Below are 22,049 nucleotides of genomic sequence, written 5' to 3'. Positions count from 1 at the left end.
GCTGACGATTACGATAAATAAAGGAATAGTTCTATGAACAAGCATACGGATTCGTTCTACGCGCACTCTGTGCCAAACATGCCGGAATACCCACAGTTGCAAAACGACATCGAGTGCGATGTGTGTGTAGTCGGTGCGGGATTTTCTGGTCTTTCTTCTGCACTACACCTTGCAGAAAAAGGTTTTAAAGTCGTTGTGCTAGAAAGCGCAAAAGTGGGCTTTGGGGCAACTGGTCGTAACGGTGGCCAAATCGTTAATAGCTACAGCCGAGATGTTGACGTGATTGAAAGCCGTTACGACCAAAACCAAGCTAAAGCTCTGTGCGATATGATTTTTGAAGGCGGCGATATCATCCGTGGTCTGATCGACAAATATGATATCAACTGTGATTACAAGCAAGGTGGCTTGTTCACGGCACTGAACAGTAAACAACTCAAAGGGCTAGAAGAACATAAGAAGAACTGGGAGCGTTACGGCAACGACCAACTGACTCTGCTTGACGCAGGAGAGGTAGAACAAGCGGTAGGGACGAAAGTGTACACTGGCGGTTTGCTGGATATGCGCGGTGGTCATATTCATCCGCTGAAACTGGCATTAGGTGAAGCCGCTGCGTTCATTTCTCTAGGTGGTCAAATCTTTGAGCAGTCGGCGGTCGTGTCGATTGACAAAGGGATTAACCCAGTAGTCAAAACGGCGCAAGGCAGCGTGAAGAGCAAGTACGTGGTACTGGCAGGTAACGCCTACCTTGGTGGTTTGGCACCAAACATCAGCAACAAAGCGATCCCGTGCGGCACACAAGTGGTGGCGACTCAGCCTTTGAGTGATGAGCAGCTCAAACAAGTGCTGACCAGTGACTACTGTGTTGAAGACTGTAACTACTTGCTTGACTACTTCCGCTTAACTGCCGACAAGCGTTTGTTGTTCGGAGGTGGCGTAGTTTACGGTGCACGTGACCCAGAAAACATCGAATCACTGATCCGTCCGAAGATGGAAAAAGTTTTCCCACAATTGAAAGGCATCAAGATTGATTACACCTGGACGGGTAACTTCTTGCTGACTTACTCACGCATGCCGCAATTTGGCTCGTTTGCAGACAACATTTACTACCTACAAGGCTACAGCGGTCACGGTGTAACGTGTACTCACCTAGCAGGCAAGTTGCTGGCTGAAACCTTGACTGGACACGCTGAACGTTTCGACGCGTTTGCTGCACTGAAACATTACTCCTTCCCGGGTGGCCGCCACTTCCAAATTCCGTTTACGGCAATGGGCGCGGCTTACTACAACCTACGTGACAAACTGGCGATTTAAGAGATAAGGAATATCCAATGAGCAAAGTGGTGAAATTTGCAGCCCTTCAACTGACGAAAAGCTGGGATCTGGAAGATAACCTAGCCAAAGCAAAAAAGGCGATTCGTGAAGCAGCACAAAACGGTGCGAACGTGATTCTTCCGCAAGAGCTGTTCGCTGCGCCTTACTTCTGCAAAAAACAGGAAGCAAAGTATTTCGAGCTTGCAGAAGAAACGGAGAATTGTCGTCTTATTAAAGAGATGAGTGCGTTGGCTAAAGAGCTCGGCGTCGTTATTCCAGTCAGTTACTTTGAAAAAGCGGGCAACACGTTTTTTAACTCGCTAGTGATGATTGATGCCGATGGTACGGTACTAGATAACTACCGCAAGTCACACATTCCTGATGGCCCGGGCTACAGCGAAAAGTACTATTTTAGCCCTGGCGATACCGGTTTCAAAGTGTGGCAAACCAAGTTCGGTAAGTTCGGTGCTGGCATTTGTTGGGACCAATGGTTCCCAGAGCTTGCGCGCAGCTTGGCTCTGCACGGCGCGGAAGCGATTTTTTACCCAACTGCAATCGGTTCTGAGCCTCAAGATCCGACACTGGATTCACGTGACCACTGGCAACGTACAATGCAAGGTCACTCGGCAGCAAACCTCGTTCCAGTGATTGCGTCAAACCGAGTGGGCACTGAAGTCGATGATGGTATCGAGACGACGTTCTACGGCTCTTCTTTTATCACTGACCACACTGGTGCAAAAATTGCCGAAGCACCGCGTCAAGGTGAAACCATCATTTACGCAGAAATCGACCTAGCTACGACAGCGAAAGCGCGTCACGCGTGGGGCTTGTTCCGCGACCGTCGTCCAGACCTTTACACCAGCGTTGGCAAACTAGCCGTTTAAAGAGGCGTTAAAATGAAGTTATCGACAACACCAGCGCAAGATGGCTTCTATTTTCCGGCTGAGTTTCAGCCGGTTAGTGAAGTTTGGCTAGCGTGGCCAGAAAGGAAAGACAATTGGCGTGATGACGCATTACCCGCGCAAGAAACCTTCGCCAGAATCGCGAACTTAATCGCGGAAGTGACCAAAGTGTGTGTGGCGGTGTGCTCGCACAACTTTGACCGAGCGCGTCAAATGCTTCACTCAGATGTACGTTTGGTGGAAATCCCATTTAACGATGCGTGGATGCGAGACATCGGGCCGACCGTGCTTGTTAACCAAGCGGGCGAGCGCCGTGGGATTAGTTGGCAATTCAACGCGTGGGGCGGCGAATACAACGGCCTTTACGACAACTGGCAGCAGGACGATCTTGTCGCTGGTTCGGTGTGCGACATCATCGGTATTGATCATTACCGCGCTCCGTTTGTACTTGAAGGTGGGGCGATTCACACCGATGGTGAAGGCACGCTTTACACCACAGAAGAGTGCTTACTCAGCCCAGGACGTAATCCGCAGTTGAGCAAAGCGCAAATCGAAGAGCAGTTAAAGGCGTACCTCGGTATCGAAAAAGTCATTTGGTTGCCAAATGGTTTATTCAATGACGAAACAGACGGCCATATCGACAACCTGATGCACGTTATCGCACCGGGTAAAGTGGTACTAAGTTGGACCGATGACCCAAGCGATCCGCAATACGCGTTATCTCGTCAAGCGGAACAAGTACTGAAATCGCAGCAAGATGCGAAAGGACGCGAGATTGAAATTGTCCGTTTGCCATTACCGGGTCCGTTGCATTACAGCGAGCGCGAAGCCAATGGCATTGACGCCAGTTCAGGAATGAGTCGACAAGCTGGCGAACGCCTAAGTGCCTCTTATGCGAACTTTCTTATCGTCAACGAGCATGTGTTCTTGCCGATGCTGGACGAAGAGACCGACGCTATGGCGATCGATATTTTGCAAAACGCGATGCCGGAATACCAAATCATCGCGATACCGTCGAGAGAGGTTCTACTCGGCGGAGGGAACATTCACTGTATTACGCAGCAGATCCCTGCTTAAACATAAACTCGCCGCTGGCTTAGCGGCGATGATGAGTTGTCAAAAGGAATGACCATGCAACAGATACAAAACCAAAGCCTTGTTTCGTTTATGGTAGCGAATCCACAACAGGGCATTGCAGTGACTAATCCGGCGACCGGAGAACTCCTCGGGTACGCACCAGTCTCAACCGAAAACGACATTTTAAATGGCATTGAACGTGCCAGTGTGGCGCAGAAAGAGTGGGCGGCACTGCCAGCAAAAACTCGCGCTGGCATGCTCAATCGTTGGTTCCAACTTCTGTTAGAAAACAAAGCCGACCTTGGCCGCTTAATGACGTTAGAGCAAGGTAAGCCGCTGGCTGAAGCTCAAGGTGAAGTTCTTTACGGCGCGAGCTTTATCGAATGGTTTGCTGAAGAAGCGAAACGTACCTACGGTGAGACGATTCCTGCGCCAAGTGCAGACAAGCGTTTGGTGACCATCAAACAGCCAATTGGAGTTGCCTGTGCGATTACGCCTTGGAACTTCCCAATCGCGATGATCACGCGCAAAGCAGCGCCAGCTTTAGCGGCAGGCTGTAGCTTTGTCGTAAAACCATCTGAATCTACGCCGCTGTCTGCGTTTGCGGTTGCAGAGCTCGCCTACCAAGCAGGCATCCCACGCGATGTGCTGCAAGTGGTTCTGGGTGAAAATTCACGTCAGGTAGGCGCTATTTTCACTTCGCATCCGTTGATTCGTAAGTTGTCTTTCACTGGCTCTACCCAAGTTGGTAGTGTGCTGATGCAGCAAAGCGCGGCTGACATAAAACGTACCTCAATGGAGTTAGGTGGCAACGCGCCATTTATCGTATTCGATGATGCGGATATTGATGCAGCCGTAGCGGGCGCGATGGCGTCGAAATTCCGTAACGCAGGTCAAACGTGTGTGTGTGCGAACCGTTTCTACGTACACAGCAAAGTGTATGACGAGTTCATTGTTAAGTTCGACGCTGCGGTTCAACAACTCAAAGTCGGTAACGGCTTAGAAGAGGGCGTGAACATCGGTCCTGTGATCAGCGAATCGGCAAAGCAAGGCATTCAAGCGCTTATCGACGGTGCTATTGAGCAAGGCGCGAAGCCAGTTTCAGAACTTAAAAAGCTCGATGGTCTATTTATGCAGCCAGTGGTTCTCAAAGACGTTACTCACGACATGAAGATTGTCTCTGAGGAAATCTTTGGCCCTGTCGCGCCAGTGATTCGTTTTGACAGTGACGCACAGCTGACCGAAATGGCGAACGACACCATTTACGGTCTTGCGTCGTACTTCTACAGCCAAAACATCCACCGTGTTTGGAAAATCGCAGAAGCGCTCGAATACGGCATGGTCGGCATTAACGAAGGCATGATTTCTACTGAAGTCGCTCCTTTCGGTGGTGTTAAGCAGTCCGGCATCGGACGCGAAGGAGCAAAACAAGGTATCGATGAATACATGGACGTGAAATATCTCTGCTTTGGCGGCAACTAATTAAGGACAAGACAATGACAAACCAACAACTACACGCAAGAAGAAGCCAAGTTATCGCTCAAGGCATGGGCACACTGTACCCACTTTACGTCGAGAAAGCAGAAAACGCTTACGTATGGGATATCGAAGGCAACAAATACATCGACTTTGCAGCGGGCATCGCGGTAACTAACACCGGGCATTCTCACAAACGTATCAGTGAAGCGGTAAAAGCTCAGTTGGATAACTTCTCGCACACGTGTGCGATGGTTACCCCGTATGCGTCATTCGTTGAGCTGGCAGAAAAGCTGACAGAACTTGCACCAGGAGAGACTAAGAAGAAAGCGATCTTTCTAACCACTGGCGCCGAGGCGGTCGAAAACGCAGTGAAAGTAGCGCGCGCTCATACTGGTCGTAGCGGCGTGATAGCGTTCAAAGGCGGCTTTCACGGTCGCACAAATATGACGATGGGGTTAACCGGTAAAGTTGCGCCATATAAAGCAGGCTTTGGTCCTTTCCCGAATGAAATCTACCACGCGCCATACCCAAATGCGTTCCACGGCATCAGCGTTGAGCAAAGCTTACAAGCGATCGACGATCTATTTGCTTGCGATATCGAACCTTCACGCGTTGCGGCGATCATCTTCGAGCCAGTGCAAGGTGAGGGCGGCTTCTACAAAGCACCTGAAACGTTTGCACAAGGCTTGCGTCAGCTGTGTGATAAGCACGGTATCATGCTGATTGCCGATGAAATCCAAACGGGTTTTGCTCGTACCGGTAAAATGTTTGCCACAGAATACCTAGGCATTGAACCAGACCTAATGACAATGGCGAAAGGCATTGCTGGTGGCTTCCCAATCTCAGCGGTAGTTGGGAAAGCGGATGTGATGGACTCTGCACTGCCTGGAGGTTTAGGTGGTACTTATGCAGGCTCGCCACTTGGTTGTGTTGCTGGTCTTGAAGTGCTGAAAATCATCGAAGAAGAAGATTTGTGTGCTAAAGCGATGGGCATCGGTGAAGTGGTCAATGCTCGTATGACTAAACTGCAACAGTCTGTGCCTGCTATCGGTGAAATCCGTACTACAGGTGCGATGATGGCGATTGAGTTTACTGATCCAGAATCAGGCAAACCACTACAAGAGATGACCAAATCGGTGATTTCTAAAGCGCAAGAAAATGGTCTTATCCTGCTTTCTTGTGGAGTAAAAGCGAACGTGATTCGTCTGTTACCTCCACTGACCATCGAATCTGACGTGCTAAATGAAGGCCTAGATAAGTTGGAAAAAGTGATTCTTGAAGTGGCGTAATTCACGCACTTTTAAATAGCAATAACAAATAAAGGAAGCGGTTGGCATCAATCGTTTCCTTTTTGTTTTTTAGCGTATCTGCTGCCTATCTAAAAAGTATTGCTCAAGCTCCAAGTCGTCACTTTTATTACGGATGACTTAACAATTGGGCTCGTTCTTACTTTCCACTTATTCGCTACTCTGTTCCCCTCGAATGTGGTTTGGTGCTCACATTCTAAATCCCGACATCTGAAAGCCACTTGAGCCTATCATTTTATTGAGCGTCATTCCTCACTTTTTGGACTATAAAAATGAGATAGTATTCATATCCCACTTAGGTTGCTTGACAGATTAGCAGGACGAACTTTGATAACAAAGAATACAAGGTATGCCACTTTACTCGGCTTAGTTCCCATCGCCATATTTGTAGTGGCCTTTCATTCGATAACCAACTTTTACGTCAACTCGGTAAAAGCGTCGAAAATAGATGCTTACGTAGATTATTTAAATCAAAGGTCTGCCTATTTGGACGGAGCAATAGTGAAGCAGATTGCTCAGTTAGATTTTACTTGTAGTGATAGTGATGTAAGAACTTTACGCGACCCACGTTTTTATAACCGTTACATTCGTTTTATTGCGATGACCACAGAAGGCGGTAAAAAGTGTTCCACGGTTGGTAGTGAAGTGTCTCGCCCATCTAGTAGTGAACGATTTCAGATAGATGAAAACTTTTTCGCATCACTTATTTTGCCGCAACAGAATGACCAAATAGAGTGGATGGTCATTTATGATAATGAACACGTTGAAGTCTTCTGGGTGCTTGATAACAGTTGGGTTAACGAGGTAATAAAAACGCCTTGCAAAGACTGCCTATTTGTAGAGTTTAAGTATGATGAACCAATATTTGGTGATTTAACGATAAGCCGTGGCAAAGCGAATATTGCAGGAGAAGAAAACGCACTCTCAAAAGAGTTTTTCTTTTCAGGAGAGTCTCAAGCCAACATGCTCATAAAGATATACAGCGGTGAAAAACTTAAAAATTATGCTCAGGAAAGAGTACTTTTGTGGGGCGGTCTTGTAAGTGTGCTTGCTGGTCTTGCGACTGCCTTTGCATACATATCTGGTAAAAGCTTGAGAAAATCCATTACTGGTCTAATTGAAAATGGGATTAGTAATGCAGAATTTATTCCTTACTACCAGGCGATTGTCGATAGTCGCGATGGTAAGACAGTAGGATACGAAGCACTGATTCGATGGTCGCGGCGTGATGGAATGGTGCCACCAAATATGTTTATTGGTGCTGCAGAAGAAAGTGGCCTGATTATCCCGATGACCAATCAGCTTATTCGTAAAATCATACAAGACTTAAGTGACTTACCCGAGCATACGTGGGTCAGCATCAATATTGTTTCCTCCCATTTAGAGTCAGGCGTATTAACGAAGTTGCTGTCGGAGTTAAATTGGCCAATCTCGAATAGAATTCATTTTGAGTTGACCGAGAGAATACCAGTAAAAGACACTGAGGCCGCGAAAAAAGAGATTTTGTATTTAACGAATAAAGGCTACAAGTTCAAAATTGACGATTTTGGTACCGGATATGGTGGCTTTTCTTACCTACAAGATTTGGGCATCCGATGTTTAAAAGTGGATAAGATGTTTATTGATCCAATAGGATCTGACGACCAAAAATTGAAAGTGCTGGACTCAATTGTGTCTGCAGCGAACAAAGCGGAATGTGAGATGATTGCAGAAGGTGTAGAGAGCCAGGCTCAAGTCGAATATCTGGCTCAGCATGCGATTTACCTTATTCAAGGTTATGTTTACGCTAAACCAGAGCCCCTGACTAACCTTGCAAGCGCTTAATAGCCATAACGTCATAACATCCCGCTTTAAAGGTGCCAGTTTCCTAGGTTAGCGCTGATTTCTGCTGATAGGCTCACACTTGAGGATTCCTAACACTCTCATTACTCCTAGAGTGTTAGGAATTAACGTTACTTAGGAGGAGAGTGCGGCTCTTTTCGTTTTGATTGACGTAATGAGCTGAGGTAGTAATGACATTACGATCATTCCCAGCATTAAGCTGTATTGCAGAGGAGTGAACGTTTCCCCCAATAGCAGTAGGCCCGAAACAATGCCTGCGACTGGGTTTGCAATACCACCAAAGGTAAAATCTACGACCGACATCCGCTGTAATAACCATACATACATGCCATACCCTAATGCGGTGTTCAGAATAATTACCCACAGTAACCCTAGAATATTCGTCATGGATACGTCCTGAACGACTGTAACATATGGCTCTGGATTGTTTATCGCCAGCACACTTGTTGCGATAGACATAATCACGCCACCCAAAATGAGCTGCCATGTTAGCACTGTCCACCAGTGCATTTTTGTACCTAGTGACTTTGTTACGCTACTTCCTATCACGATGCACATAATGGCGGAGATCATCGCAAGTAAGCCCACGGGTTCGAGAGAAATAGAGCTAGGATCAAATAAGAACCAAGCTAAAGCAATCAAAGTTGCGCCGCTTATCGCTTGAATGCCACTAGGCTGACGTTTGTAGACCGCCCAACCAAACAGCATCGCAAAAACGGGGACCGAAACCATACCAACACCAGAGATGGCAGAAGGAAGCGTCAACGCCATGACAAAAATGAGACCAAAGAAGCAAGCGATGTTGATGGTTCCTAAAACAAGCAGCACCTTCCACTCACTTCTTTTTGGAAACGAGGGCTTTATTGCCAGCAACAAAAGACCCGCAGGCAGTGCCCTTAGAGCGCCAAGTAAAACGGGAGGCCAGTCCGGTAGAGTAAACTGAGTAACAGCGTAAGTCGTCCCCCAAAAAAAGGCAGGAATCATCGCAAGTAAAATGTTCATGTTAAATATCTTTATGTAGAGATAATTAAATGTAACGATATCGGCAAGGTGGCTTTTTGTAAAGTATCTTTATGTTAAAATAAAAAACATATGATGTTTGGAGAGAAATAATGGATGCAATTGATAGAGTGGTAGAGCAGTGGGCTAGGGAGAAGCCAGACCTCGACACTGAACCGATGGCAATAATGGGTCGACTAATGCGAATTGCAAAACACATGGAATCTAGGGTCGCCGAGCTACATAAGAAGTACGATCTGAAAATGGGTGAATTTGATGTGTTAGCGACACTGCGTCGAGCTGGTTCACCATATTGTCTTACTCCCTCAGCGTTAATAGAGTCGATGATGCTCACTTCGGGTGCGATGACTAATCGCTTAGATAAACTAGAGAAGAAAGGGTTTATTACCAGAACCCATAGTAAAGAAGACCGACGTAGCGTCACCGTTGAACTAACAGAGCAAGGCTTAACCTTAATTGACAAGCTAATTTTGGAGCATGTAGACGTTCAGCAATCGTTATTGCATGGTTTAGAAGGCAATGAAAAAGCGCAGGTTAACCAGGCGTTAAAATTGCTATTGCCACAATTTGAATGAGAACGCAGAAGGAGGTAGGGGATATGAAAAGCAAAGAACTAGAACAATACTTAAGTACCTTCATGTGTGCAGAAAGCGATTTCCCATTTGGGCCTGAAGCGGTTGTTTACAAAATCAAAGGCAAGATGTTTGCCATCATTGCAGAGAGAAACGGTCGGGAGTATGTCAGCGTAAAAGTAAAACCAGAAGATGGAGAAGTCTTAACGTCGCAGTTTACGGACATTATCCCGGGTTATCACTTAAATAAGCGTCATTGGATAACGGTTTATTTTAACGGTGATGTCGAGGATGGGTTGATTCAAGACTTGTGTGAACGCTCTTATGCTCTTGTCGTTGCCAAGCTGCCGAAAGCACAACGAGCGTTGCTTGGTGAGTAATCGGCAACGCACTGGCCTCTGTTGTTTTGTCGCTCGTTGCTCGTAGCCTTTACGGAAAAATTCGCACCTTTTTCATCCTCGGGCTATATAAGAATAAGAAGGTGGAAAAGGGGAATGATATGCGAGCATTATCTGAATGGCTAAAAGAATACGGGGAGAGTCACCAAAACCCTATCAACCAAAAGATTCACACAATCGCAGTTCCAGGTATTTACCTTTCTGTGGTTGGACTTATTTGGTCGATTCCCCAGATTTCATTATTAGGCTTCGAACTTAATTGGGTTTGGGTAGCGGTGATCCCCACTTGGGTTTTCTATTTTCGTTTGTCTCTGAGTGTATTCATGATGATGATCGGCTACACATTAGCGTGCATTGGCCTTATTTGGTCGCTAGAGGTATTGATGTTGCCCGTTCTGCATATTTCTATGCTCTTGTTTGGCGTATTGTGGATATTGCAATTTATCGGTCACAAGATTGAAGGTAAAAAACCGTCGTTTTTTGAGGATTTACAGTTTCTACTCATCGGCCCAATTTGGGTGTTCAGAAAACACTAGCGATAAGCAAAATCAGGCATCATCCGAATGACACAAGACATATAACGTTCAGAGATTATGTAGCTCTTACTACAGAATACCTATCCTTCTTATTGCCACGACAAGCATTCACTTTAGATACGCACTATGATTAAAGAGGTGCCAACGCACTTTACGCTATCGAGATACTTAAACTTACGGCAAGTTTACTTTAGGGGGATGAATGTACGACCGACAATATAAATATGCCTATTGGAGAGAAGAGCGTAAAAAAGGCAAATGGCACTATATATTAAAGTCCTTCTTTATGATTTGTTGTGCATTACTGCTTGGTAAAGTCATCGGTTTGTTCATTTTTGGAGAGCTGCATTCTTTAAGCGACATTTGGGAACAACTCCCTGCGGATGTTTTTATTATGATGCTCGTGGGCTTCCCAATTAGTGTCCTTGGTTGGTACCACGAAGAGTCAAAGTTTTTCCGGGCACTGCGACGCAAAGAAAAGCGGTTAAAAGGCAATCAAAACAAACCGAAATAGAGTAACCTTTGTCTCTGTTTGGATTGCCACTTACCTATCTGATCGATTCTATCCCTTCCAGTCGTTTAGCGTTTAGTTACGTGTTGCAAAAAGCCTTCTTAATACAACAGCCCTCAGTGTTGTGGAAATTGGTACTGTAAGAAACATTAAAAAACGAAGTTGAGCATTAGCGTATAAAGGCTCGCACTGTCATCCTTTGGGGCTGATGAAAACGCGCCAGAGCTATTATTGTAGGCGTTGAACCTTTGCCATTCTGCGTTCAGGGAAACGTTGTAATCTAGGTCGTATCTCAACCCGAGTAAGAAACTGTCTCCACTTTTTTTATCCCGACTATTAAACTGCTGACCGTAAACAATATAAGGAGTCAGCTTGTTTACATTATAACTTGTTGTCGCGTACCAAGATGAGGAAAGATTGCTGGTCTGTCCTTCTGCCATAATCACAATGTTATCGAGCTCGTATCTTAACCCTAGAGAAAACAGATCGATCGTGTTGTTTTTTTCTGTTTCAACTAGACGGTCAATGATTGTGGTTCCGCCACCGGGAGTGGACTGCTCAATGTTAGAGAGCGTCGTTGTTTGATCATAATCGCCGTGGAGGTAGGAAAAATTCCAACGATAGCTCTCTCCGCTTAGCGTTAAGTTCATCCCTGCAGTGTTGTTTGACTCAATTTCCAATTCAGTACGTTCATTGATGGTTACGTCACTATTGTCTTTAAACCCGACAAACGGCATGGCGGTAAGTACGACTTGCTCATTGAGGTCATGAATCCAGCGTGCAGATAGGCCGTTATAAGCCGTGATACCTAGAATGCTGTCATACACCTCATTCGGTGGGCGGGCTTGGGTAAAAGCGTGGCCGACATAGTTGTACTCAGACATCAAAAACAGTGGCAGTCTTAAGCGTCCTCCTCGTATTTCTATGTTTTTATAGGTATAAGCCAAATACGCCCACTCGAGCTGAGGCGAGCTCCAATGGTCTTGCGGGCGCTTTACGACTTGTGCGGATGCCCGAAATGCCTTGTGAAAATAATCGAGCTGCATGCCGAAAGTGGTATCGCAATCGAAACAAGATTCATCGCCAATAAAGCGGTTAACTAGTAACGTAGTTGGGTTATCGGATTTTGCCCACGAAGTAGAGCCAAAACCACTTAAAGAAAGTTGTTCTGTTAGTTCAATCGTGGCTGAGCTCGGAAAGGTCGCGATACTCAGCGATAACATGGTTAAATATTTTTTCATATCAATTCTCCGAGCTAACCACACATAAAACATGAGCATTACTAGGGACGCTCGATGTTGGGGCATAACCAATTCTATTCGGCTTCTCTTGCATCCATGCTATGAGGTCATCAATGCTGGAGCGTGCAATCACTTTTGGCGGTCTAGCTTTACCTGAAAAAGACAAGCTTGCCCAATGCGCGTTCATTTGCGCTAAATTTTTGTTGAGAAGATAACGATAGAACTCAGCTCTTTCTGTTGATGTCGCAGGCCAGTCAGAGAGTTCAATTCGCTGGCCTTGTAAAAGTTGCGTCTTCCCTCTGTACAACTTTCGCGCTTTATTGACAGTGAGCGGAGAGAATTCGTCATTAAATGAGAAAACGGCGTAGCTCTCTGCAGCGAGAGCTTGGCAATTTAATGAAAGAAGGGCAATCAGAATGAACAGATAGCGTTTTATGTAACGCAAAGGAAAAGCAACGCGAGAATGATTTCTACTCATAGAATCCACCTACATTGCTTGTTCAATTTGATACAACAGTTTTTCTTTGCGCACAGGCTTTGGTACGTAGGCATCCATTCCTGAATCAAAGCAGCGTTGAATATCATCATCAACGACGCTTGCTGTTAATGCGATAATGGGCGTCTTAGCTAATCCTTTACTCGCTTCATAAGCTCTAATTTGCCTAGAAGCTTCAAACCCATCCATTATGGGCATCATGCAATCCATCAAAATAACATCAAACTTTCCATCTTTTTGGAACATTTCGACTGCAATTTGTCCGTTTTCTGCGACTTCGAATTGATAGCCTGCTTTAGATAGCAATAGAGAAGCCACTTTCTGGTTCACTCTATTATCTTCGACAAGCAAGATGCGTTCGGAGCGAATAGGCGTTACCGTTGCTTCTGGTTGCTCAGAACTTGCAGGTAGTTCATGAGTTTTATCGGGGGTGGTGTTCTCTTGGTGTGGTTCAGCAGGCGTCGTGTTGGAAACACGTAACCCAATTGCCTTATCTAACTTCTCTTTAAGCAACCCTGCTTTAAACGGTTTGGGCACATAGTCATCCATTCCAACGTCAAAGCATTTTTGTATATCGTCATCGACCACACTTGCCGTTAGAGCAATAATCGGAATTCTGAAAGCGCGTTTTTCTTTTACTTCTATTTGACGAATTATTTGGGTGGCTTCAAATCCATCCATTACGGGCATCATGCAGTCCATTAAAATTAGGCTGTATTGATTCTGTTGAAATTTCTCAACCGCTTCTTGTCCGTTTACAGCGACATCAAAGTCGAAGCCAGCTTTTGTGACGTGTAGCCCCGCGATTTTTTGATTGACCGTATTGTCATCAACAACCAAAATTTTCGGCAGAGATTTAACATGTTGCGCTGAAGTGCTCTCTTGTTGTGCGTGCGAGAAATTTGCCGCACAACTTTCAAGTGCTTTAATTAAGCGCTGCCCTAGTAGTGGCTGAGTGACCAAGGCGCTGATACTGTTTCTAAAGTCGAATTGTGGGCTATGAAGGTGCTTGATGAGGCAGACACGAATGTTTCGTTTACAAAGGCTTTCTATCTCATCGATATGCATCGCCGCTGCATTTGGTGATGCTTCTACATGAATAACGATAACGCGCTCGTTATCAATCCACGTTGGCAACGCACTTAAGGTATCTACTGACTGCGTTATATTGATGTTGAAAAAACTTAACTCGTTACGCAGTTTTTGTTCTAGTTGAGTACTGCTGCATACAATCCATATATCGTTGTGATTCAGAGCGTGATAAGCGTTAAACTCTTGCGTCACAACAGGAGCAGTTAGTTCAAAGAAGAAGCGACTGCCTTTACCTTTCTCGGATTCAAGTTGAATTTCTCCACCCATTAGCTCAACTAATTGCGTGCTAATGGCAAGCCCAAGTCCAGTTCCCCCAAATTGTCGGGTAGTAGAGTTATCCTCTTGGGCAAATGGAGCAAATATTTTCTTTTGCTGCTGGGCATCAATACCAATCCCAGAATCTTTAACGGAAAACTCGATGACCGCTTCACCATTTTTAATTTCGCGGGTGATGACCGATAGCTCTACACTGCCTTGTTCGGTAAATTTTACCGCGTTAGACATGAAGTTCATGACAACTTGGCGTATACGATGGTCATCCAACATTACGTGGTAAGGCGTGTTACGGCTAATGTTGACTTGCACATCGATGCCTTTTTCCTTTGCTTTCGGTGAAATGATAGAAGCAATGTCATAGATAGACTCTCGAACACAAGTTGAATGTGGGCTAATGAGCAACATCCCAGATTCAATTTTTGAGAAGTCTAGAACGTCATTAATTAAACTCAAAAGCAGTTGGGAGGAGGTTTCAATCGTGTCGACGTAATCGCGTTGTGTGGCAGTCAGGGAAGTATCGGATAACACTTCAGAGATGCCAATAACGCCATTTAGCGGCGTGCGGATCTCGTGGGACATGTTGGCCAAAAAGCTACTTTTGGCTTTACTCGCCTTAATTGCATCATCTTTTGCTTGTTCTGCATCTTCTTTAGCTTGTGTGAGCTTTAGTCTGGACAACATCCGCTCATCACTAAGCTTTTTTACCTCTCGAGCAAACTTACTCAGCTCGTCTTTACCCTTTATTAGTTGAGCAAGAGGTGAATTTTCAGTGTTACTTTGTTCATTGCTTTCGTTACTGAGAAATTTGAGGACTAGATTCAAGTTTCCAGTAACTTTTCGCACCAATCTTAGCGTTAAACTTACGACCAACAGCGTTAAAAGGCTCATCATTGCGATAAAGGTAAAGCGGTGCTGTGTCGTCGTGTTGATTGTCTTTGATATATCATCACTCAGCTGTTGTTCCATTTTGTCGTCAACACTTTGTAATAACGATAAGCGTTTGTTGAGTGCAGATAACCCCGCATCAATCTCATCCGGGGTTAATGATTTGAGTTGAGCTGGTTGCAATAAATAAGCACGAAACTCTTGGCTTTTGATAAAGACTTCACCCGTAAACGTCTCAATGAGCAGATCTACTTGTTGTTGATTGGCATTTAGCGTCACAAAACGCTCTAGAAATAGTTGTTGGTTCTGGATTAAAGATTGGATAGAAGCCTGTGTTGTGAGGTCATACTCGTTATTTTCCTCTGAAGATCGAATCAAATATTCGCTTAATCTATGCTCTTCAGTGGACCAAAACATCAACCATTCAAGTTGCATCAAAGAAGAAAGGTGAGTGTTTGTTTCATAACTCACATTTCTAAAATAGACTTTGTCTAAGCTCATGAGGATTTCTTTGAACGTATCAGCGCGCCACTCTGCCGCATCTAACTTTTCTTCTTGATTTTGCGAAGAGAGCATCGAGAGGGTTGCTTCCTCAAAGCTTGTCAACTGGTTTAGTATCTCAGCGTTTTCACCGAATACTGGTGCAGCGGTGTCGCGTAACAATTGAGATATCTGCTGAGTTTTTAGTTGCTTATCTATTACATCAGGGGTATTCGGTAGGTGATAAAGCGAAGATACGCGGTCGATGTAGACAGAGAATAACTGTGCTTTTTGTAGTTCCTGAGCCTGGATAGAAAGGCTTTGTACATGTTTACCCGCGAGGACAAGCAACAATAAAATTGGCAGCAAAACCAACCCAAATAGCTTTTGTTTTACCGACAGGTTGTTCCAAGAAAAGATTCCTACCACGCGCATTTCCATATCCAAGAAGTTGATATGAAAAGTGTAGTTTATTTATCTCAGATGTTAGATTTTAAGAGAAAATTCATATTAATGAGGTGGGGGAAGTGTGACCGATATTGCATTACGAGTACTAACGCGCTAAGCGGCAATAGTTAACAAAACGGCGTTCTAAGCAAAGTGATTGACGCTTTGAGCGCCACTCCCTCGTTGGTATTCAAATGCAATCAATTCCTCAGCAGGTACAGGCCTACCTAAGAAAAAGCCTTGTACGACGTCACAGTGGAGAGACTCCATTCGTGTGAGTTGAGTTTGAGTTTCTACGCCTTCGGCTACTACTTTCATTCTTAGGTTGTGAGCCATGGATACAATCGCGCGAACTAATGAATCGTCTTGATCGCTTTTTCGGATTTGAGCGATAAATGAACGATCAATCTTGAGCCCGTCAAAAGCCATATGTTGTAGGTAGGCAAGGGCTGAATACCCCGTACCAAAGTCATCTAGCCAAACTTCCACTCCGATACTTTGTAGTTTTTTAAGCACATATTGAGCTTTCTCTGTATCATCAATAAAAAGTGACTCTGTCACTTCAACATGAATGGTTTGAGGGGCGACATCATGTCGTCGTAAATACTTAGAAAATAATTGACTTAAATCTTGGCGATAGATTTGTCTTGGGGACAAGTTTAATGCGATGTGAAAATCAGTACCGAAATGTTCTGCCCAAATTGCCCGCTGAGCAACTGCCGTCTCAATGATATGTTCTCCAAGCTCCAATATTAAATCACTTTGCTCTGCGATCGGGATAAACGATTCTGGACTGATATAGCCTTTCTCGGGATGATTCCACCTAACCAATGCTTCGACCCCAATTAGGCGATAGGTTTTTAGATCAAATTGTGGTTGATACCACAGCTCGAATTGAGACAAGTCACGTACTGAACGACGCAGTTCTCGTTCTATGTATAAACGTTGTTTAATCGTTTCATCAAACGTGGAATCGTATATCGTCATAATGTCTTTACCGCGTCTTTTAGATTCCTGCGCCGCAAGAGAGGAAAGCTGTAAAAGAGACTCAGCGTTTGAACCAAATTCTGGATACACAGCAATTCCGAGGCTTGCCGTAATTTGAATATCGTTCTCTTCCAAACTAAAGGGAGAGAGTAGTTGGCGATGAATAGCGTGCGCTTTTTCTCTAGCTTCATGATTGTCCGAGCACGGAAAGGCCAGTACAAATTCGTCCGCACCTACTCGACTTACGATGGTAGAAAGGCGGTAAAGCGGCTTAAAATAACTCGGCAAACGGCTTTGAAGCTCTGAGGCAAGATGGCCTAGCAATTTATCCCCAATGTTATGTCCATAGTTATCGTTAATGTGCTTAAAGTCATCCAAGTCAATAAACACAACCGCGAGTGAGGGGGATTTGTGGTCAGTTATTTGCGTTTGAATATCAATGAGTAACTTTTCTCGGTTTGGCAGGGAAGTCAGAATATCGTGGTACGCCATGAACTCAACTCGGCTGGTGTATCGGTTCACTTTGTTTGACATTTTGTTGTACGCCGAAATAAGTTCTCCCACTTCATCTTTGCTTTGTATGTCGGTGACTGGCAGCGCTTGGGTATTTGACTCTGAAAATTGATCTTTTAGTTGCTTGAGTGGTTTAGTTAACGACCGCCCCAAAGCATAAGCGATGATGCTACCGAATAGAACGGATATCCCACTGATCGTTAGCAGCAAGTTAAACATCTTCTGTTTATCGTTTGAGGTAATCGCTTGGACTTGTTCAATGTTCTGTTCTTTCTCTTCCAGTAGATGTATCAAGTTAAGCTCAAGATACACCGCCCCAAGAGTAATGTTTGATTGCTGAATCGGCGCTGCGATCTCCAACTGATGCTTGGAAAAGGAAACGAGAGTTCTAGATTCTTCTATTGCTTTCAAAATAAAAGGAGAGCGGTAATGAGGTTGGGCAAACATCCTTAGCTGAGTAGTGCCGTCGTGAAAGATTAGCCCTTCATTGTCAACAACATGTATTTTCGAGACATCTGGCTGGCTCAATGTTGCCTTAATTTGCTCATACGCTTGACTGATATTGTCTGTATAGAGTGGATCAAAAAGCTGTTTTGATAATAGCTCTGCATAAACCAACCCTTTTTGCTTAACGTAAGATTCTGTTTTTTCTTGAGAGTTGTTCGTGATCTGTTGAGTTAAGCTATTTGAATACGCATCGTAACCGTGCATGTATAACGCAAGATTTATCACCACAACAAACAAGACAACGAACATTGTCGAGCAAATGTATTTGGTTTCGAGTGAGAGCTTTTGAAACATCAATCCACCTTCGGTAACAAGTGAACTGACTTGCGCACTGTACTTAAGGAGGCTCGCATTTCTGGAGTAAGCGCGCTGAATTTTTTGGTGTTCTGAAACTTTTTAAGTGCGAGAGAGCCTTCGTGAGTTGTATCCATATCAAGCAGTATGGACGTGATTTTACGCTGTTGCTCTAGGCTCATGCTTGGAGAAGCGAGAATTAAATCCCTGGGTATTTCAACAGAACGAGAAAAAATCGCTAGTTTGTCTTTCATGTTCTCTGGCAAATCTTTGGGATTGTTCCAGTTGAAGTTACTGAATGCTCCTGCTGCAACTCTCTGTTTATATACCCATACAGATAGGTTGATTTCATTTGACTGAGCGAGTTGCTCATCAAGGAATAAATAACCAATGCTGTCTTTGGCCGGTTTGTCATCAGGAGAGGGAAGGTATTGCAGTTTTTCTCCGTGATTCAGCAATGTAATCGCAGGTAGGTAATAGCTGCTGGTAGACGTGCGCTTTTCGAAAACAAGCGTTTTTCCGCGCAGGTCAGAAAATGACTCAATGCCACTCTCTTTATTAGTAAAGAACACCGTATGATATTTTTGCAGGCCTTTTTTCCATCGTATAGCGAGGACTTGGCTATTAGACTCCTTTTCTAAGGTCATCGCATTAAAGGGGGTCGCCGTTGCAATTTGAACGGTGCCATTTTCAAGCGCAACCGCGAGCTGACGATAATTTTTAAATACCTTTACCGCCCCTTTTGCGTAACCATATTCAGCCATATTTTCAGTTACATACTGGGTAAGGGGCGTGGCTTTTTTGATTTTGCTTTGGGCTTTATTCGACACAATGCCAAACGTGAATGTTTTCTCAATATTATCTTGTGCACTGACGACAAAAGGTGAACTCAGCAAAGTGAGTAATAACAGAGTGCAGGCAGGTTTCATCCGGCTTCAACTTCCTTCTGGTGCATGTCAGTAATATTTAGTATTTATCAATGTGCCGAAATCAATCTTAAAAACAGTATGATGTACAAATTTCGTTGTGTGCGCACTTTTTATAATGTGACTTGGTCACTTATTCCGTTCAAATAGTACCGAATTTGACGTTTATGTACAGGATGAATGTATCACCGTGAGTCTGAATTCACTGGATTCTTGGTCAAGCGCTGTATTGGCTGTGAGCTAATGCGCCTTATGTATCGCTATTTTGTACTAAGAAAATTTTTCCAATTGTTTTTGATACTTTTTCTCGAGAGCTTCATTGCCTGCTGCACGTTCAAGTTGAATCATGAGTTGCAAAGAGGGCTTCTTCACGCCATACATTTGATTGAATCTCATTAATCGAATTCTAGCTTCAGTATAATCACCGCTATCAATTTCTATTTTAGCGAGTTGCAAAATCGATTTTGGTCTATGGGGATCATGATCGATAGCTCTAGTAAAGTAGTATCTCGCTTTGTCTTTATCTTGTGATTTTAGAGCACAAAAAGCTGCATTCTCATAGCTCGCTGGAATAAGGTAGTAATAAGGCTGCTCAATGGCTCGATTAAACATCTGATCGGCTTTTTCGAAGGCACCTCGCTTGCAAAGAAAAGTACCGTAGTTATTGAGCACATTTCCGTTTTTAGTGTGTTGGCGTAGAGAGCGTTTATACATCTGTTCGGCTTTAATATCTTCACCAACCGTTTCGTAGTAGTGAGCCATAGATAATTGCGCGCGATAGTATTGAGGTGCGTGGTTTAAGGCTTGTTGTAAGTTATCATGCGCGCGAATCATGTTACCGCCGTCTAAATAACCTAAGCCAAGTGCGATACGTGATTCTGCCATTGCCACAGGATCGGCTTTAACGACAGGGCTTCCATCTTCTTTCACCGTCACGCAACCCACGAGTGCAAACTGAGACAATAATATTAGTGCACCGAGCTTTGCTGTTTTCATTCTTTATCCCTACATCCCTGAATCTTTCTGCATGATATGAATTACTTAGCAAAAGCCTATTGAGGAAAAAACACTATGCGATCAGGTTTGCAAACTGTTATGAAAAAGCCGCCATATGGCGGCTTGGTTCACATATTACATTTCGGTAATGATGAGTGCTTTGTTTGCTTATTTTGAAGCTAATCGTCTTTAGTGAAAGCATCTTCACTGAAGTGATCGAGGTCGTACGGTGTTTGCTGATAAACACAGTAGTTCAGCCAGTTTAAAAAGAGGAGGTGTCCATGGCTTCTCCAGCTTGCAATTGGTGGGTTATCTGGGTTGTTGTTTGGGTAATAGTTGACAGGAATAGCGGGCTCCATACCTTCGCTTAAATCTCGGATATATTCATTATGTAAGGTGTGAGAATCATACTCAGGGTGTCCTGTGACAAAGACATTGCGTTTGTCTTTTGTGGTGGCCAAGTACACACCTGCGACATCCGATGTCGCTAAAATGTCTAAGTCAGTATGCTCTTCTAGAAAGTGAGGCGAAAAATCTGCGTAACGCGAGTGAGGAGCCAAAAACGTGTCATCAAATCCACGTAAGATAGGGTGAAATTGATGATGGATTTGGTGATGATACACGCCTGAAAGTTTTTCTTTACGCGTTTTTTTAGGTAGATCGTAGAGTAGCTTTAGTCCTGCTTGCGCAGCCCAGCAAACATAAAGAGTGGATGTCACATGATCTTTTGCCCACTCCATGATGGTTTTGAGATGATCCCAATAAATGACATCTTCAAATTGCACCAAACCTAATGGAGCTCCAGTAATGATCATGCCATCGAAGTTTTTATCTCTCACCATTTCAAATTGGCGATAAAACGTGTCTAAATGTTCAGTTGGCGTATTTTTACTCGGGCGGTTATCAATGCGCAGTAATTCGACGTTAACCTGTAGTGGGCTGTTTGAGAGTAGACGCAGAAACTGAGTTTCAGTCTCTATTTTTTTTGGCATCAGATTAAGGATCAGCACTCTTAAAGGACGTATTTCCTGACTCGCTGCACGCGTTTCACTCATCACGAAGATGTTTTCTGTCCTTAATACATCGGTAGCTGGTAATTGATCTGGAATTCTAATTGGCACGACTTTCTCTCCCTAAGTATAGTCAATCTAGACGTCTATACTTCTAAAGCTAACTTAATTAAGTTTAGATGTCGATACGAAATCCGACTTTTCAATCTACTCTTTACATTATGGTAAACCGTACTCGGGGTTGTCACACAATTGTGACTAAAGCAGAGTTTCTGATGAGATAGGTTTGAAACGCAGTGTGTACTATTTGCTGGTAATTATGCGATCACGTTAATATGTGAAGGTGACTTCGTAGTAAGGAAGTCTCAAATTAATGAGCCATACTAAAAACAATCAGCTCACCATTTTGCATTAATGTGCATATTTGGAAACATCGTCAGTGGAGGACATTATGTTCGGTATTTTCAAGAGAAAGACAAAGATTCAGAGCATAGCTCAAGAAGTTCCTTGCGTGCTACTGCATTCGTTTGGTGATAAAGACATTTATACGCCGGAAGAGATTGATCAAGCTCTTCAAAAGCTGGGTTATGATAAGAGCAAGGATATCAGTCATTATCAGTATGCGTATGGAATGTTTGCCGATGAAGCCTCTTACGAGCTCCTAGAACTAACGGATGAGCTAGGTAATTATGGTCATTTCCAACGTGAAGTAGGTAAGATGCTACTCAATACACCTGAGCCGATTGATATGCATATCTACTTTGAAATTTCTCGTCAGCACCAAAACGTCAGCCTTTCACCTGGTCATCAAAAAGTAAGCGAAAGTGATGGTGTGTAAACATCGTTAGTGGTATTCCATCGTGAGATGAGTTGGGTATAATGCGCGGCCTAATTATCCGGACATGTTGTCGGTTACATTTCTGTTGAGCGTTAATGCCTTATGT

The 22,049-nt window shown here is 44.1% G+C and carries 19 protein-coding genes; 11 read left to right on the top strand and 8 right to left on the bottom strand.

Annotated elements, in window-relative coordinates; genetic code table 11:
• Window positions 1–33: 33 nt before the first annotated feature.
• The 6 genes from R8N47_RS05245 (at window position 34) to R8N47_RS05220 (ending at window position 7,900) form a co-directional block, all read left to right on the top strand.
• Window positions 34–1,311, top strand: a complete 1,278-nt coding sequence (locus tag R8N47_RS05245) for an NAD(P)/FAD-dependent oxidoreductase (protein ID WP_053303134.1) — start codon at window positions 34–36, stop codon at window positions 1,309–1,311.
• A 17-nt stretch (window positions 1,312–1,328) separates the two neighbouring features.
• On the top strand, window positions 1,329–2,195 hold the full coding sequence (gene aguB, locus R8N47_RS05240; protein ID WP_047100674.1) for an N-carbamoylputrescine amidase: 867 nt from the start codon (window positions 1,329–1,331) through the stop codon (window positions 2,193–2,195).
• 12 nt (window positions 2,196–2,207) lie between these two features.
• Entirely contained in the window at window positions 2,208–3,290 is a 1,083-nt protein-coding gene (aguA, locus tag R8N47_RS05235; protein WP_064353864.1) for an agmatine deiminase, read from the top strand.
• A gap of 54 nt (window positions 3,291–3,344) precedes the next feature.
• Window positions 3,345–4,772 (top strand): NAD-dependent succinate-semialdehyde dehydrogenase, encoded by a 1,428-nt coding sequence (locus R8N47_RS05230; protein WP_064353865.1) that lies wholly within the window; start codon window positions 3,345–3,347, stop codon window positions 4,770–4,772.
• Window positions 4,773–4,786: 14 nt separating this feature from the next.
• Window positions 4,787–6,058, top strand: coding sequence for a 4-aminobutyrate--2-oxoglutarate transaminase (gene gabT / locus R8N47_RS05225; RefSeq protein ID WP_064353866.1), 1,272 nt, complete (start codon window positions 4,787–4,789; stop codon window positions 6,056–6,058).
• 519 nt (window positions 6,059–6,577) lie between these two features.
• Window positions 6,578–7,900 (top strand): EAL domain-containing protein, encoded by a 1,323-nt coding sequence (locus R8N47_RS05220; protein WP_081248155.1) that lies wholly within the window; start codon window positions 6,578–6,580, stop codon window positions 7,898–7,900.
• A 132-nt stretch (window positions 7,901–8,032) separates the two neighbouring features.
• On the opposite strand, the gene R8N47_RS05215 is transcribed toward R8N47_RS05220, so the two are convergent.
• Window positions 8,033–8,920: a DMT family transporter gene (locus tag R8N47_RS05215; RefSeq protein ID WP_064353868.1), complete on the bottom strand. Its 888-nt coding sequence runs from the start codon at window positions 8,918–8,920 to the stop codon at window positions 8,033–8,035.
• A 110-nt stretch (window positions 8,921–9,030) separates the two neighbouring features.
• Here R8N47_RS05215 and R8N47_RS05210 point away from each other — a divergent pair, with 110 nt between their 5' ends.
• From R8N47_RS05210 to R8N47_RS05195, 4 genes are all read left to right on the top strand, one after another.
• On the top strand, window positions 9,031–9,513 hold the full coding sequence (locus tag R8N47_RS05210) for a MarR family winged helix-turn-helix transcriptional regulator (RefSeq protein ID WP_053350391.1): 483 nt from the start codon (window positions 9,031–9,033) through the stop codon (window positions 9,511–9,513).
• A 23-nt stretch (window positions 9,514–9,536) separates the two neighbouring features.
• A complete protein-coding gene (locus tag R8N47_RS05205; protein ID WP_005377801.1) occupies window positions 9,537–9,890 on the top strand; it encodes an MmcQ/YjbR family DNA-binding protein in 354 nt (117 codons plus the stop codon).
• Window positions 9,891–10,009: 119 nt separating this feature from the next.
• The gene (locus R8N47_RS05200) at window positions 10,010–10,444 is read left to right on the top strand and encodes a DUF962 domain-containing protein (protein WP_005377800.1); all 435 of its coding nucleotides are present in this window, start codon (window positions 10,010–10,012) and stop codon (window positions 10,442–10,444) included.
• Between the two features lie 202 nt (window positions 10,445–10,646).
• Window positions 10,647–10,958 carry a hypothetical protein gene (locus R8N47_RS05195; protein ID WP_005377799.1) on the top strand — a complete coding sequence of 104 codons (312 nt, stop codon included), beginning with the start codon at window positions 10,647–10,649 and terminating at the stop codon, window positions 10,956–10,958.
• A 146-nt stretch (window positions 10,959–11,104) separates the two neighbouring features.
• Here R8N47_RS05195 and R8N47_RS05190 read toward each other — a convergent pair whose 3' ends face one another.
• The 7 genes from R8N47_RS05190 to metA all read right to left on the bottom strand — a co-directional run bounded on the left by R8N47_RS05190 (window position 11,105) and on the right by metA (window position 21,216).
• Window positions 11,105–12,196 carry a hypothetical protein gene (locus R8N47_RS05190; RefSeq protein ID WP_064376929.1) on the bottom strand — a complete coding sequence of 364 codons (1,092 nt, stop codon included), beginning with the start codon at window positions 12,194–12,196 and terminating at the stop codon, window positions 11,105–11,107.
• Window position 12,197: 1 nt separating this feature from the next.
• Window positions 12,198–12,674, bottom strand: coding sequence for a hypothetical protein (locus R8N47_RS05185; RefSeq protein WP_017633987.1), 477 nt, complete (start codon window positions 12,672–12,674; stop codon window positions 12,198–12,200).
• A gap of 9 nt (window positions 12,675–12,683) precedes the next feature.
• Window positions 12,684–15,860: a response regulator gene (locus tag R8N47_RS05180; protein WP_213913811.1), complete on the bottom strand. Its 3,177-nt coding sequence runs from the start codon at window positions 15,858–15,860 to the stop codon at window positions 12,684–12,686.
• A 156-nt stretch (window positions 15,861–16,016) separates the two neighbouring features.
• Window positions 16,017–18,173, bottom strand: coding sequence for a GGDEF domain-containing phosphodiesterase (locus R8N47_RS05175; protein ID WP_033905205.1), 2,157 nt, complete (start codon window positions 18,171–18,173; stop codon window positions 16,017–16,019).
• Window positions 18,173–19,102, bottom strand: coding sequence for a phosphate/phosphite/phosphonate ABC transporter substrate-binding protein (locus R8N47_RS05170; RefSeq protein ID WP_033905206.1), 930 nt, complete (start codon window positions 19,100–19,102; stop codon window positions 18,173–18,175). The genes R8N47_RS05175 and R8N47_RS05170 overlap by 1 nt, the downstream gene beginning before the upstream one ends.
• A 267-nt stretch (window positions 19,103–19,369) precedes the next feature.
• Window positions 19,370–20,095, bottom strand: coding sequence for a type IV pilus biogenesis/stability protein PilW (gene pilW / locus R8N47_RS05165; protein ID WP_033905207.1), 726 nt, complete (start codon window positions 20,093–20,095; stop codon window positions 19,370–19,372).
• 179 nt (window positions 20,096–20,274) lie between these two features.
• On the bottom strand, window positions 20,275–21,216 hold the full coding sequence (gene metA / locus R8N47_RS05160) for a homoserine O-acetyltransferase MetA (RefSeq protein ID WP_005377792.1): 942 nt from the start codon (window positions 21,214–21,216) through the stop codon (window positions 20,275–20,277).
• Between the two features lie 340 nt (window positions 21,217–21,556).
• Here metA and R8N47_RS05155 point away from each other — a divergent pair, with 340 nt between their 5' ends.
• Window positions 21,557–21,943 (top strand): DUF6559 family protein, encoded by a 387-nt coding sequence (locus R8N47_RS05155; protein ID WP_005377791.1) that lies wholly within the window; start codon window positions 21,557–21,559, stop codon window positions 21,941–21,943.
• Window positions 21,944–22,049: the final 106 nt, after the last annotated feature.

The organism is Vibrio sp. 2132-1, assembly GCF_033344315.1.
This window is presented reverse-complemented; position numbering and strand designations above follow the sequence as displayed.

What these genes read in the sequence shown, in the direction of transcription:
- R8N47_RS05205 (WP_005377801.1), top strand. Translation starts at nt 9,537, where the DNA reads ATGAAAAGCAAAGAACTAGAACAATACTTAAGTACCTTCATGTGTGCA.
- R8N47_RS05245 (WP_053303134.1), top strand. Translation starts at nt 34, where the DNA reads ATGAACAAGCATACGGATTCGTTCTACGCGCACTCTGTGCCAAACATG.
- R8N47_RS05170 (WP_033905206.1), bottom strand. Translation starts at nt 19,102, where the DNA reads ATGAAACCTGCCTGCACTCTGTTATTACTCACTTTGCTGAGTTCACCT.
- gabT (WP_064353866.1), top strand. Translation starts at nt 4,787, where the DNA reads ATGACAAACCAACAACTACACGCAAGAAGAAGCCAAGTTATCGCTCAA.
- R8N47_RS05190 (WP_064376929.1), bottom strand. Translation starts at nt 12,196, where the DNA reads ATGAAAAAATATTTAACCATGTTATCGCTGAGTATCGCGACCTTTCCG.
- R8N47_RS05230 (WP_064353865.1), top strand. Translation starts at nt 3,345, where the DNA reads ATGCAACAGATACAAAACCAAAGCCTTGTTTCGTTTATGGTAGCGAAT.
- R8N47_RS05215 (WP_064353868.1), bottom strand. Translation starts at nt 8,920, where the DNA reads ATGAACATTTTACTTGCGATGATTCCTGCCTTTTTTTGGGGGACGACT.
- R8N47_RS05200 (WP_005377800.1), top strand. Translation starts at nt 10,010, where the DNA reads ATGCGAGCATTATCTGAATGGCTAAAAGAATACGGGGAGAGTCACCAA.
- R8N47_RS05185 (WP_017633987.1), bottom strand. Translation starts at nt 12,674, where the DNA reads ATGAGTAGAAATCATTCTCGCGTTGCTTTTCCTTTGCGTTACATAAAA.
- R8N47_RS05175 (WP_033905205.1), bottom strand. Translation starts at nt 18,173, where the DNA reads ATGTTTCAAAAGCTCTCACTCGAAACCAAATACATTTGCTCGACAATG.
- R8N47_RS05195 (WP_005377799.1), top strand. Translation starts at nt 10,647, where the DNA reads ATGTACGACCGACAATATAAATATGCCTATTGGAGAGAAGAGCGTAAA.
- aguA (WP_064353864.1), top strand. Translation starts at nt 2,208, where the DNA reads ATGAAGTTATCGACAACACCAGCGCAAGATGGCTTCTATTTTCCGGCT.
- R8N47_RS05155 (WP_005377791.1), top strand. Translation starts at nt 21,557, where the DNA reads ATGTTCGGTATTTTCAAGAGAAAGACAAAGATTCAGAGCATAGCTCAA.
- R8N47_RS05180 (WP_213913811.1), bottom strand. Translation starts at nt 15,860, where the DNA reads ATGCGCGTGGTAGGAATCTTTTCTTGGAACAACCTGTCGGTAAAACAA.
- R8N47_RS05210 (WP_053350391.1), top strand. Translation starts at nt 9,031, where the DNA reads ATGGATGCAATTGATAGAGTGGTAGAGCAGTGGGCTAGGGAGAAGCCA.
- aguB (WP_047100674.1), top strand. Translation starts at nt 1,329, where the DNA reads ATGAGCAAAGTGGTGAAATTTGCAGCCCTTCAACTGACGAAAAGCTGG.
- pilW (WP_033905207.1), bottom strand. Translation starts at nt 20,095, where the DNA reads ATGAAAACAGCAAAGCTCGGTGCACTAATATTATTGTCTCAGTTTGCA.